This is a genomic window from Dapis purpurea BLCC-M126, from assembly GCF_050015975.1.
Taxonomy (GTDB): domain Bacteria; phylum Cyanobacteriota; class Cyanobacteriia; order Cyanobacteriales; family Microcoleaceae; genus Trichodesmium.
The window spans coordinates 43678-57736 of record NZ_JBNHER010000238.1 but is presented as its reverse complement, the minus strand read 5'-3'; the positions used below and the strand labels follow the sequence as shown (position 1 = coordinate 57736).

At 35.4% G+C, this 14059-nt stretch carries 9 protein-coding genes; 5 read left to right on the top strand and 4 right to left on the bottom strand.

Features of this window, described 5'->3' with window-relative positions:
• The coding region (locus tag ACP6PL_RS21545) for a tetratricopeptide repeat protein (RefSeq protein ID WP_426547325.1) at positions 1-471 on the bottom strand (471 nt) is incomplete at its 3' end.
• A 649-nt stretch (positions 472-1120) separates the two neighbouring features.
• Between ACP6PL_RS21545 and gcvP the strand changes: the two genes are divergently transcribed.
• Positions 1121-4039 (top strand): aminomethyl-transferring glycine dehydrogenase, encoded by a 2919-nt coding sequence (gene gcvP, locus ACP6PL_RS21540; RefSeq protein ID WP_426547324.1) that lies wholly within the window; start codon positions 1121-1123, stop codon positions 4037-4039.
• Between the two features lie 1537 nt (positions 4040-5576).
• Here the strand turns inward: gcvP and ACP6PL_RS21535 are convergent.
• Positions 5577-7274, bottom strand: a complete 1698-nt coding sequence (locus tag ACP6PL_RS21535) for a hypothetical protein (protein WP_426547323.1) — start codon at positions 7272-7274, stop codon at positions 5577-5579.
• 298 nt (positions 7275-7572) lie between these two features.
• Here ACP6PL_RS21535 and ACP6PL_RS21530 point away from each other — a divergent pair, with 298 nt between their 5' ends.
• A complete protein-coding gene (locus tag ACP6PL_RS21530; protein WP_426547322.1) occupies positions 7573-8664 on the top strand; it encodes a metallophosphoesterase family protein in 1092 nt (363 codons plus the stop codon).
• A gap of 593 nt (positions 8665-9257) precedes the next feature.
• On the opposite strand, the gene ACP6PL_RS21525 is transcribed toward ACP6PL_RS21530, so the two are convergent.
• The gene (locus tag ACP6PL_RS21525; protein ID WP_426547321.1) at positions 9258-10502 is read right to left on the bottom strand and encodes an FIST signal transduction protein; all 1245 of its coding nucleotides are present in this window, start codon (positions 10500-10502) and stop codon (positions 9258-9260) included.
• A 1258-nt stretch (positions 10503-11760) separates the two neighbouring features.
• Between ACP6PL_RS21525 and ACP6PL_RS21520 the strand changes: the two genes are divergently transcribed.
• The 3 genes from ACP6PL_RS21520 (at position 11761) to ACP6PL_RS21510 (ending at position 13483) form a co-directional block, all read left to right on the top strand.
• Positions 11761-11988, top strand: coding sequence for a Calvin cycle protein CP12 (locus tag ACP6PL_RS21520; RefSeq protein ID WP_426547320.1), 228 nt, complete (start codon positions 11761-11763; stop codon positions 11986-11988).
• Between the two features lie 179 nt (positions 11989-12167).
• On the top strand, positions 12168-12788 hold the full coding sequence (locus ACP6PL_RS21515) for a DUF3177 family protein (protein ID WP_426547319.1): 621 nt from the start codon (positions 12168-12170) through the stop codon (positions 12786-12788).
• A gap of 395 nt (positions 12789-13183) precedes the next feature.
• Complete coding sequence (locus ACP6PL_RS21510) at positions 13184-13483, top strand: DUF7734 family protein (protein ID WP_426547318.1); 300 nt, start codon at positions 13184-13186, stop codon at positions 13481-13483.
• Here ACP6PL_RS21510 and atpC read toward each other — a convergent pair.
• Complete coding sequence (gene atpC, locus ACP6PL_RS21505) at positions 13480-13893, bottom strand: ATP synthase F1 subunit epsilon (RefSeq protein WP_426547317.1); 414 nt, start codon at positions 13891-13893, stop codon at positions 13480-13482. The genes ACP6PL_RS21510 and atpC overlap by 4 nt on opposite strands.
• Positions 13894-14059 lie beyond the last annotated feature (166 nt).

Below are 14059 nucleotides of genomic sequence, written 5' to 3'. Positions count from 1 at the left end.
TAAAGCTTGATTGTAGTAATCGAGTGCTTTTTGTTTTTCTCCTAAGCTATTGTAGACATCGCCAATATTATTGAGAGTCGTTGCTTCCAGATGGCTATCGCCTACTTGCTGAAATATAGGTAAAGCTTGATTGTAGAAATTTAGTGCAAGTTGTTTTTCTCCTAAGTCACTGTAGACACGACCAATAAACAAAAAGCTTAAAGCTTCTCCTCTTCTATTGCCAGTTTCTTGATAAAGTTGCAGTGCTTTTTCCCAAATTTCTATTGCCTGTTTTTTTAATTCTGCTGTTCCCTGCTTAAATAGTTCAGTTCCCTGCATAAATAATCTTTCTGCTTCAGCAATCTTGTCTGTTTGAGCAATTACTTCTGCGTCATTGACAATATTGGGCAACATTAATACAGGAAAACTGACATTAAATAACATCAGATTATTAACACTGAGAATAGACAACCATTTCTTAGGAAAAACCATAAATGTTAACCCTTGCCTCACAACTATAAATTTTCACCTATGTATATTTCTAGTTTTAAGGAAGATATGCAATTCAGTTATCAGTTATTAATATATCAGTTATCAGTTATTTATGGGATTGATTATTGGGTTAAGCACTACTGGGAGGTGGAAAATAAAAGAGATTGCTTCGGCTAAGTTTATACTTTTTCGAGAAGGTTAACTGTTTGATTACTGCCTGGCAATGACAATTGGGTTGATTACGTCATTGCCAGGGGGGTAGCAAAAACAATTATTTTTGTCTGCTCAATATTAAACCCCCTGTGGCAATCTCTCAAATTATCAGATTGCTTCGGCTAAGTTTATACTTTTTCGAGAAGGTTAACTGTTTGATTACCGCTTGATTACCGCCTGGCAATGACAATTGGGTTGATTACGTCATTGTGAGGGGGGTGGGAAAATTAATTATTTTTGTCTGCTCAACATTAAACCCCCTGTGGCAATCTCTCAAATTATCAGATTCCTTTTTTTATCTGTAACTACTTCTTGGTTAAAAATACCGAACTTTGGCCCATCATCCCAACAGATAACTTGACTCTCTACCTAGCATTAAGGTATGAATTTTTGTTACAACTAAATAAATGAGACATTGATTCCAAGGAACATCAAAGTGGTAGCAGTATATCAATCTAATACAAAGTCAAGTAATAAACTACAACTAGCTAACGAAGGCCAAAAGTCAACAGATTTTTCTCAACGACATATTGGCCCTACTTCTGAGAAAATTCAACAAATGTTGGCCGTATTAGGCATTTCTTCCCTAAATGACTTAATTGACAAAACAGTTCCCCAAAAAATTAGATACCAGCAACCCCTCAATTTGCCCAAGTATCTGAGTGAAAGTGCTGCCCTTGCCCAAATCAAAGAAATAATCTCTAAAAATAAGGTATTTCGTTCCTTCATTGGTATGGGTTATTACGACTGTATTACCCCACCAGTTATCCTCCGCAATATCCTAGAAAATCCTGGTTGGTACACCGCTTATACTCCTTACCAAGCAGAAATAGCTCAAGGAAGGATGGAAGCTTTGCTGAATTTCCAAACTATGGTTACAGACTTAACTGGTTTAGAAATAGCTAATGCCTCCCTGCTTGATGAAGCTACAGCAGCAGCCGAAGCGATGAGTATGAGTTACGGTTTATGCAAAACCAAAGCAGAAGCTTTCTTTGTTGACTCTAACTGCCATCCTCAGAATATTGAAGTTGTGAAAACTAGGGCACAACCATTGGGAATAGAAGTAATAGTTGGGGATTTCCCCACCTACAACTTTGATAAACCAATTTTTGGCGCACTTCTCCAATATCCTGCTACTGACGGAGCAATTTATGACTACCGCGAATTTGTGGAAAAAGTTCACGAGGTAGGAGGTTTAGTAACTGTTGCTGCTGATTTACTCAGTTTAACCTTACTTACCCCTCCTGGAGAATTTGGTGCTGATGTTGTGGTAGGTAATACTCAACGTTTTGGTGTGTCTCTCGGATATGGCGGTCCCCATGCTGCTTACTTTGCTACGAAAGAAGCTTATAAACGACAAACTCCTGGACGTATTGTTGGAGTTTCTCAAGATGCTAATGGCAATCCAGCATTAAGATTGGCACTACAAACACGGGAACAACATATTAGGCGGGAGAAGGCAACTAGCAATATTTGTACTGCTCAAGTTTTACTAGCGGTAATGGCAGGTATGTATGCAGTTTATCATGGTCCCGATGGTTTAAAAGAAATTGCGGAAAATATCCATAATTTGACTGTTAAGTTGGCAACAGGTTTAAAACAGCTTGGTTATCAAATTGGTACAGAAGCATTTTTTGATACTATTCGGGTAACAGTGGGTGTTGACTCTCCTGTGAAGAGTGCAAAAGAAATTATTGATGCGGCTGAAAATCTAGGTATTAATCTACGAACTTTTGACGAGCAAATAGTTAGTATTTCTCTAGATGAAACTACTACTGATACAGATGTACAAAATCTGTGGCAAATTTTTGCTGGTGGAGAAAAGTTGCCAGACATAGAAAATGAAAATATTTCCCCAATTTCTCAAAGTTCTTATGCTCGGACTAGCAGTTATCTAACTCACCCAGTATTTAACAGTTATCATTCTGAAACAGAACTCTTGCGTTACATTCATCGTTTGCAGTCAAAAGATTTATCTTTGACAACATCAATGATACCCTTGGGTTCCTGTACAATGAAACTCAATGCTACAGCAGAAATGATACCTGTAACCTGGCCAGAATTTGCCAAAATTCATCCTTTTGCTCCCACTTCTCAAACCAAAGGTTATCAAATAATGTTTGAGCAACTGGAGGAATGGTTGGCAGAAATCACAGGTTTTGCAGCAATTTCTCTCCAACCAAATGCAGGTTCCCAGGGAGAATATACGGGTTTATTAGTAATTCGCGAATATCATGCTCACCGTGGGGAAGCACATCGCAATGTCTGTTTAATTCCTGATTCTGCTCATGGTACAAACCCTGCTTCAGCAGTGATGAGTGGTTTAAAAGTTGTGGTTGTCAAGTGCGATAAACAAGGAAATATAGATATTGCAGATTTGCAGAAAAAGGCAGAAAAGCACAAAGATAATTTGGCTGCCATGATGATTACTTACCCTTCTACTCACGGTGTATTCGAGGAAGACATTGTTGATATCTGTGAAATCATCCACGGTTTCGGTGGGCAAGTTTATATGGATGGAGCGAATATGAATGCTCAAGTCGGATTATGTCGTCCTGCGGAAATTGGTGCCGATGTTTGTCATTTGAACTTGCACAAGACTTTTTGCATCCCTCACGGTGGCGGTGGTCCAGGAATGGGGCCAATTGGGGTTAAGTCTCATTTGGCACCGTTTTTACCAGGACATTCTGTTATTAGTATTGGTCGAGAAAATTCTAGTGGAGCAGTATCTGCTGCACCTTGGGGTAGTGCGAGTATTCTGCCAATTTCTTGGATGTATATTGCCATGATGGGTGCAGATGGTTTGACTGATGCAACTAAGATAGCAATTTTGAATGCTAATTATATTGCTCAACGGTTGGATAATTATTATCCGGTTTTGTACAAGGGCAAGTATGGGTTTATTGCTCACGAGTGCATTTTGGATTTGCGTCCGTTGAAAAAGTCGGCTGGTATTGAAGTAGAAGATATTGCTAAACGCTTGATGGATTATGGTTTTCACGCGCCGACTGTTTCTTGGCCTGTAGCAGGTACAATTATGGTTGAGCCGACGGAGAGTGAGTCGAAGGAGGAGTTAGATCGTTTTTGTGATGCGATGATTTCTATTCGTCAGGAAATTGAGGAAATTGAAACTGGTAAAGCAGATAAAGAGGATAATTTGTTGAAAAATGCGCCTCACACTGCTGAAAGTTTAATGGTGGATGAGTGGAAGCATGGTTATTCTCGCCAACGTGCTGCTTATCCTGCACCTTGGACGCGAGAGCATAAGTTTTGGCCTGCTGTAGGGCGGGTTGATAATGCTTTTGGCGATCGCAATTTTGTCTGTTCTTGTTTGCCGATAGAAGCTTATAGTTAATTAGGGCTTGCGCTCAAAAGTCTGATGGTGAAGGGAGGGAGTAGGGAGTAGGGAGTGGTGAAAACTCAACACAGACAGGGAGTTATACAGGAGGTAATCAGAAAAATTATCCTTTGCTCCAACCTCCCTAACTCTTACCCAAATACTAACTTTTTGAGCTTACCCTGGCTTAAAATCTCCTACTTTTTCAGGACTTGAAAATGCTCAAACCTTTATCTGCCCATGCTTTTAGATTTAATCAGCAAACCCTAATTATTACTGTAGGAGTGAATTTGCTCGGACATTAAAGTGAAAAAAAGGGGAATCTGTCTTCAGTTCCCCTCACGAGGTGACAAGAACCTCAAAATATTTTGGAATAAAGGATTAAAGATTTATGTACAACGTATTTCAGGTTTATCAGGTACAGCAAAAAAAGTTTGTCAAGCAAATTTTTAAATGCTGGGGATTCACCAAATCAAAGACTGTACCTCATTTACTTGCAATCTGCTGTAAAATCTTGATTTTTTGTTTTTAATAATGATAGTCATTTTTAATGTTCTCAGGCAAAGATATCTTCAATTTCGATTCGGAGATCCTGATTAAATATTGCTGTGATGGATATTTATACACTTTAGATTATTTTTTAGTGCAAAAAATCTGGATAAAAAATTACCAATATAATATATAGCACTAAACATTAAGCCTAAGACAAAGCTTTTGTAGTAAACTTTTGACTTCCGCATACCACGTGCCAGATTATTCTATCAGCAAATTCATTAATTTTCGTCTAAACAATGGAAAAAATAGCTCAAATTAATACATAGTAGTAATTCCAGAATTTTTGATTTATAAATAGCTAAAATCCTTATATGACAATAATTTGCCAGTTTTTTTCATTATAAAGCGAAAAGTATAATACCACTTTGAAAAAAGAATGCTACGAAAAGGTAGCCCCTGATCGGATGTGCTGAAAAATAGCTACTCTAATTCATGTGAGATAGTTATATCTATCATTTCCCCCTTTTTTTCAATATTTCCTCCTTCTTCCTTACTTCTAGCATTTGTAGCAAACATTTATCAAATTGGTATAATAGACATATCCAATAATTAAAAATAAAATCAATTATCGTGCAGAAATCATTAATTCTTTCCCCCTACTTCCTACTCTCTCTTTTCCGGAGAGGTCTAATATCATGTCCGGTAGCATCGGTATTGTAAAAGGGTAAGAATTGAGGATTGAGAATTGAGAATTGAGAAATTTGCTTTGTCAGGCTTTATTGAAGGGTATTAACCCCAAAAAAACTTAAATTTCCTGTAGATATTCACCCTTTGGTTTACACGCTCTGATACCAGCGAACATAATATAATATGTAAGTGTGCTTAAACAGTATCATTTTCAAGATTAGAAAGTATTCTGAGAAACATTGAAATTACTTTGTTCTAATCTGTTAAACTTGCTAATGACATATTTATGATTTGGTAGAAATATAATATTAATAAAGTATTTTTCCCATTTCATAATGAAAACTAAGACACACAAATCTTTCTCCACTTAATTCTACCCATTCACTGCCGATGGTTGATCGTCAATAGGAATTCTGGGAAAGCTAGGCAAATCTATTGCTCCTAGTGAGAGGTCTTGTTTTTGTGGAACTTCTGATACCACATCTTCTTCAAAAGGTTCAGGCTCAAATACAGGTTGGCTCCAAGTTGGTAAATGTAACTTACTATTTACCGGTATTGTTTCTTCAACATCTTCCTGAACTTCCTCCACAACTTCATAAAACTCTTCTGCATTTATTTCGGCATTTATTTCTGTTTCTGTTTCTGGTTCAGGTTCAGGTTGATACTCACAAACATTCCACTTTCCTGTAGATATATTCCATGATATGCGTTCGTGTTGAATTGTTGTATTTGCTTCCTCTGCAAAAGTATCTGCTGTTTTATTTTCTGCTATGATCTTATTTTCTTCTAATCTTTCTGTTTCTTGATATTGACTTTGTGCTTCAGCTAAATCATTTTCTATAACTACATATTCTCCTGCTTCTGTATCTTCTAAAATATCTTTTTGAGATGCTTTGTCTACTAATTCATAATCTGAAACTTCACCTATTCTACTAAATGAGGGTAGGGTAGGATTTAATGTACTTTCGCTAATCTCAGCGAAAAAGTCATTCTCAGGAGTATTTTCTTCTGATGATGAGATTTGTTGTTGTTTTGTCAAACCTTGAGGTAAATCTAATTTCTTGCCCAAATTAATCTTGGCAATAGTTGTTTCTTTCTTGTCAAGAATAGATTTTTCTTCTTGTTTATTTTTTGTTTGTGGAGACCAAGGTTTAACTGGTTCGGAATTTATAAGAGGTAATATTTTAGTGTCAGCCTGAATGAAAGGATTCTCTTGTTTAGAAGGTTGAGATTGAGAACTTACTTGAGATGCCACAAGTGGAGATAGTTCTGTTGGCTTTTCTGTTGGTTGATTTACCACATCCATTCTCCCCGGCATTTCCAAGCATCTTTCTAAAGCTGCTTTAAATTGTAGAGTTTGCTGTTGCTGCCGATATAGTCTTGAACGCAACTCTAGGCAACTATTTTCTAATTCTTTAAGATGATAATTTTGTTGGTTGTAAGATTGTTTAGTTAAGGCACATTCTCTTTCCATTTGTGCCTGTTGTTGTTGACTATTTTCCCACTTATCTGTTAGAGACTCTACTAAAACTTCCTGACGCTGAATAATTTGATTACACAATTCTAATTTGTAGAATAAACGAGTTACTTGCTGTTGAGTTACTGCTAGTTCTCTAGTTCTTTCTTCTAGTAACTTTTCTTGATTTTCTAGAGTTTTCTGACATTCTTCTAAGGATGTTTCTAGTTCTGTAACTCTATTTACCAGTTCACGATTACATTCATGCAAAGCTTCCATAAGATTTGCAGATTCTAGTTCTTCGGTAGAGTCTTTTGTCAAAACTACTTCAAATCCTGGAACTTCCTGGGACTTTCTTTCGGTTCGGTTTTGAGTAGTTAATATTAAATCTTGTGGTTCTGCTGAAGTTGTCTCTAATACTGGAATTGAATCTACACTAATAGCATCAGGAAAATTAACAGTTTCCCACTCATCATTCTCTGGAAATGTTTGTTCTTCTGGAGCTAGATGTTGTTCAATTTTGTCCAATGCATGATTGTGGTCCAGTTTTTGGTGATTTACTGGATCATTTGTTTTGGGTAAGTGCTGGTTTCCAGGAAGTTCAGCTTCTGGCATTGCTTTCACCTAGAGTCTACAAATTGCCTTATTATTTCTATCTTTAATCTTAATGTTATCATCCCTTACCGTCAACTATAGCAGAAGTCAGAAGTTAGAAGTCAGAAGTTAAATTCACAGGACAAACTATATTTGAAAGGGGCAATAATGTCCTAACACTTTATTTGTAGTGCTATAGATTTCCAACAGCTTGAGATTTATGGCCATATTTTTATTCCTCACTAATTGTGAAATACAATGGAAATCTAGAAAAATAATTAACATATTAATTTAGCCTAACTTCCAGAGGACTTTTTCCATGGCTTTAAATTTTAGATTTGCTGTTGCGAGTGACTTACATATTGCAGTCCCTCATACTATTGCTGAACAAGCACATCGTTTTCATTTAGTAGAAGTTAGTATTCCTGCTTTGGAACTGGTACTCGAACATTTAAGTAAGTTAGATATTGATTTTTTACTACTACCTGGAGACTTAACTCAAGATGGTGAACCAGAAAATCATACTTGGTTAAGCAAAAGATTAGCGGCACTTCCTTACCCTGTTTATGTAGTTCCTGGTAATCACGATGTACCTGTCAAATTTGCCAATGATTATTCTATTGCTTTAGCAGATTTTCCTTGTTATTATCATCATTGCGGATATGATTATCAACAACGATTATATTATACCGAACAAGTATTGCCAGGAGTGCGGATAATTGGGCTAAATTCTAATCAATTTGATAATTCAGGAAAACAAGAATATACTGGTGGTTTAGAGATAGAACAATTAAATTGGTTGCAACAGGTTTTAAGCACTGCTGAAGAGGAATTAGTGATGGTGATGATACATCACAATGTAATTGAACATTTGCCAGATCAATATAATAATCCTCTTGGTCGTCGTTATATGTTAGAAAATAGGTCGCTATTGTTAGATATTCTCCAATCTGCAGGTGTTAAGCTTATATTTACTGGTCATATTCATGTTCAGGATGTTGCTGAATATCAAGGAATTTATGAAATTACAACTGGTTCTTTAGTTAGTTATCCTCATCCTTATCGAATAATTGATTTTACTACTGATGCCAATGGTAAACAGTCTTTACAAATTGAAAGTCATCGCGTTAATTCTTTGCCTAACTTGCCTGACTTAAGTGATATTTCTAGGGACTGGATCGGCGATCGATCTTTTCCTTTTATGTCTAAACTTTTGACTAACCCTCCTTTAAATTTATCGCCAGAATTTGCTGCCCAACTTGCTCCTAGTCTGCGTTATTTTTGGGCTGATATTGCGAATGGGGATGCTGTGTTAGATTTTCCTAATTTTCCACCTGATGTCCGGCAATATTTTCAAAGTTTTAGTGCTACTAATAGTATTGATAATAATGCCACATTACTGTTGCAATAAAAGTACTCTATTTGCCTAAGTAAATTATTCAACCTATGACCAAAATCAAAATCAACTTTTTTTGACTTTTTTATAATGTTTCTATCCCACATTCCGCACGTCAAGTTGTAGCATTAAAAGTAGTATAAAAACGGCAGCTTGGTAGGTATTTATACTATGTAGCTCCGATTCATTGACGTTTCTGAGGAGTCAAATTCTCAGGAAAATATTAAGCATAAATACTCAATTACTTACTCCTATTGACCACTATAATTGTCTCCTGTCTCCTGTCTCCTGTCTCCTGTCTCCTGTCTCCTGTCTCCTATTGTTTATACTACATTTTGTCGTGCGGAATGTAGGTTCTATTTTTTATTCTCTGTTTCTAACTTTTGCAAGAAATATGTTGATTTTAGACTTTATTTTCAATAGTTAATAATTTTTTTTTGTAAAAAATAGTCAAGTCAAAAGTGCAGACTTATCGCTTTTGACTTTTAACTCATTACCAGTTCTAGCAGTCGCCATTACCATTAAGGCATTCTTAAACTTTCAAATTTAGTCCGTCCTGCAAATTTAACTTCTGAGTTCTGAATTGTGATTTCAGGTATATCAATTTCTCAAGAAGGTTCACGGCAAATACCAAATACAGAAGTATAACCATGTAAAAATGTACTACTACCTACAGGGCCAATTTCCCCATTACAGAAAAATCCACTTATAGGAATATTCAAATAACTACTAAATAATCTAGAATCAAAGTTAGGTTTACCATATAGTCCCTCTCCACGTCCCAAACAAGAGAACATTAAAGCAACAGCATTGTTTGTAGTTGTAGTCTCCAAAGCAACTTCTCTTTGATAGCGCTGTAGTAACATTTCTAAATCTTCTGCTGAAGTATGGGCATCCCGTAAATGAAATTGAATACGTTGTCCAGTTCTCACTTTATCACCTATAGCGATCGCTCCTGCTTTAGGATCTACCCCTATCAAATTACGGATTAAAAAGTCTCCCTGCTCTAAATTTTGCTTAAATTCGTCTCCGACTATACCGACAAAGAGAGAGTTTTCTGCTAATTTTCGGTCATTTTCGCTGAGATTTTGGACTAAATTCTGTAATGCTTCTAATGGAGATTGTTTAACACCACCACTAACAATTTGATCGGAACTAACTAATTCTTCCAGTTCTAGAACAATATTACGTTCTCCTTCTGTAACCCGATAAGGTTTGCCAATAGGGCGACAACCCTGAGCTACTATTGTTTCTAAGATAATCTTGCCAGAGAGAGAGACTCCTACAACTCCTTCTTGATAGAGTCTATCTTCACAAAAGATTCCGGTATTTTGGCCATTTAGTCCACTACTAGCTAATCCTCCCACCTTGGGGGAATGAGGATAAGCATAATCTAGCCCTTGAAGCAGGTCGTTAATTTTAGCAGAAAATGGATCGGCAAGAATAATAAATTGAGGTTGATCTGCCGTAGGTACTCCGATTAGATTACACCAATCATCAGGAGAACTGTCTAAATCTGGTAGTTGTTCTGCTGATATGTGAAAAGCTTTTACTGTTACTTCTGGCAAATATGCCAAACTGAGGCTAATGGCCGTTTGTTGTTCTACTTCCTCTGGTTTTCCGTGGTCATTCATACCCACAATACCGCCACCACCACAGCCTATTATAATTGTTTCTGGTAGATATTCTTTCAGCAGGGGCATTAGTCGTGGATATTCACTGGTAAAAGCTGATGAGATAAATACCAGTCCTAAATCTGCTGCAGTTCCTAATGATTCTAAACTTTTTTCTGCTACTTCTTTAACTGCTGCTTCTAATGAGGGACGTGTTGAAATAAAGTTTGACCACTTCATCTGTTTGATTCTCCTTATGAATTATGATTATATTTCTAATGTTAATATTTCAGTTAAATAATTGCGAATAGGGAATCACGAAGAGGGTAAAAGGTAGAAATAAGGTAAAATACCAGAGGATAGAGTTAATTTTTTGAGTCCTACGAGACTCAAACACTCAAACAAGAAATAGGATTTATTGCCTTTATTATTGTTTTTAGCTCTCAGGAAATTCCTTTACTCAACCCGGTTTTTGCGTAATTTATCTGCTGATTTAACTAGCTATCAGTGTTTAGCTTTTCGGTGCTGTAATGGTGCTAAAACATCTAGTTTCCTGGGTTTTAACTACGTTAACAGCTTTTTGGGCTTGGGTTGAAATTTCCTTCTCAACGTTAAAAAAAATTATCTTACTGAGTGGTGACTGCTTCTTTAACAATTTACCTGGAAGTTCCACCCTTTTCTCACGAGTTGATTCAAAATCTATTATAATTTATATAAAAAATATTATCTTGTTTTATAGGAATCTGAATTCTGAATTCCACAATACTTAGGAAAGAAATTCTTCTCACCTTTGTATGATGAAAATAAATCCACAATTTATAGATTTTTACCTATCAATATCAATCAGTTAATTACAGCCATTGTTTTTGATTTTTATTTCCCACAAAGAACCAGATTTAATTATATTGAATTGTAATTTTTCGTGACTTTTTTTTTGTGCATTCACAGCCATTTTAGAGTCTTAGAGGTATAAAATTTGGGAGGAGTAGGGAATAGAGAAAAGATAACAGAAAATAAACGTTAGTTTTAAAGTATACCTCAACATATGCGCAAAGTTCTGAATTTCCTGAAAAATCTCAGCATACTTATCTATTTAAATAATTGTGTATTAAGATTTAATTTATCAATAAGCTCTAACTTATAACTAAAAATATTAAAGACTTATAGAACTATTCTGAGATTTACAATAATTTTTGTTTTTATTTGATAATTTTTACTTATAGAACAGCTTGTCATTTTAGCTATGTTAGTATATTAAATGTTGTTTTACAGCCTGGACATTTTGGAGTCTAATACTTTGATTCTTGGTAGGCAAATCTTAAAAGATCAAGATCATTTGGTTAGGGACTTCTGAAAAACTATATAACTAGGAATAGAGAAATAATTTTAGCTGATTTCTTGGCCTATTTTTCAATTCCTAGCCCTTGTTCTAGTGTTCTAGTTTAGTTAGGAATTAAATCCTAAAATCTGTAGGTAGTAAGTCAAAATTAAGAAAACTATGACTAATAATAACATTGAGGAAAAAATTGAACAAGAGCGTGAGGTAGCTCGTAACGCTTGTGATGTTTCTGGTGCTAACTCTAAAGAATGTGCAGCAGCTTGGGATGTAGTGGAAGAACTTCAAGCTGAAGCTTCTCATCAAAAGGAACATAAACCTAAAAATTCCTTTGAAACTTATTGCGATGATAATCCTGATGCTGTTGAATGTCGAGTACACGATAACTAAAATTAACTAATAATAGGCTGCATCAAGATGTAGTTTATTGAGTATATATGTTCAGTAAGTAAGCAACTGAAGTCCTTCACTTTGTGACTCAGTTGCTTACTACTGGATTAGTATAATACCATAAATAACTTTTTATTGTTAATTAATGATGTTTAAATAATTTTGATAAATTAATAATTATGTTAATTTTTTTACCCTTAGCTATTACATCTGGATTAGAAACTTTTGTCTGGATGGACTATAGGTTAGCAGTATTATTGACTATAGTAATACCTTTATTTATATTGATTTGGGCTTTTGTCAAAAAATCTGAAGCTATTCAACACTTATTGATTATTTATTGGCGAGTTGCTAGTTTATTTGCAATCACAGTTTATTTAATGATTCCAGCAGTACCTATTAGTTTTTTCACATCATTAATAGCTCGATTTTTAATTCCTGTATCTTTGTGGTTCTGGGTAGATTTGAATGAGGAAATTAGAGAGCTAAGAAATTCTCCTCTCAAGGCTGGCTTTACTTCTTGGCGTTGGGCTGCTACTGTTTATAATCTACTTGGAGCAATATTTCAAATTCCTTTTATAGTTTGTGCTTTTAAACCTCGCAATGAATTACTAAACGATCCTTTTTGTAACGTTTGGTTAGATCCACCCTGGTTATTTAAACAAATTTTTCACCCAGATTGGCCTCAAGAATTTATAGGTTTTTTGGGATTTTCTGGATTAATAATTTATACAATTTTTCTTTGCTACTTTGTTTTGGTTAAATTACAGAGACAAGGGCGCTCTGCTACAGGAAATTAATATTATCGGGTTTCAAAATTAAAAAATATACAACTACCCTGAATTTAGGGAGTAAGGAGTAGAGAATAGAGCCAGCAAAACTAGGTATAGTTAAAAATTTGATAATTTATTTTTTCCTCTTCTCTAAGTACCTGAAACAAATCAACTTAACATTTGGTGTGAAATATACAAGAGGCAAAACGCAATTAGTAAACGTACAAATAATTTTGCAATACTACTTAATTTTACTCGTTTTATAAATATCTATTATATTGATGTTATATAGCCTTGATCGCTCTTTGTGAAAGTAAACTTGTTTTGATTCTTTCCTATTCCCTAAAATCAAGAATTTTGTACCTCACCTTACCCCTAATAAGAACTAATATATCCTTAAGAGAATATTTTACCTACAAACAATGAATAATAATATTGCTCATCGTTTGGAACAGTACACAATTAAACGACCGAATCAAGTATTAATAGTTAAAGTAGTAATTAATGAACAACCAGATGAAATAGCTATCTTTAAAGGTTTTTCTAGTTCTCTGATGCAACCTACTGCTTTTAACCCAGATATACCTGTATTACCAGAAACAGCTAGAATTCTCAGTATCGATTTAGTTGCTAGTCCCTACAATCCAGAAACACCTATCTATATTAAACAGGGACTGACCTGGGAACAAATGCAGTCCCTGTTAACAGAAGTAGGACTTTAGTTAACCATTCCACCAGCAGCTTGCAAACGTGCTCTGGCTCGCTTTAAGGTTTTTTGAGCTTGAATCTTTTCTTGAAGATTATCACCACTTTCAGCGGTTTGCAGACGTTTTTCGGCTTCCTCATAAGCTAAACGTGCTGCTTCCTTGTCAATATCATCTCCTCTTTCAGCACCATTAACAAGTATAGTTAATTCATCTGCTTCTACTTCAGCAAAACCACCCATCAGAGCGATCGGTACCCAATCTTTTCCAGGACGAACTCGCATTACACCTGTATCGAGAGCAGTTAATAGTGGAGCGTGTCCACTTAAAATTCCTAATTGACCTGTTGTACTAGGTAAGATTACTTCTTCAGCTTCTGAGTCCCAAACTGTTTTGTCGGGAGCTATTACACGCACAGTTAATGTCATTTGTCAATAATTTGTTATTGTTTTTTATATGTCAGTTGACTGCCATTTCAGTTATCAGTTATCAGTTATAAGTACCTCTGGCTTCAGCCAGAGGCTTGAAATACTGAATCAGATATTTTGTTCATCCCCTTGAAAGGAGAAGCTTGAGACCTTTTATTTTTTGGTC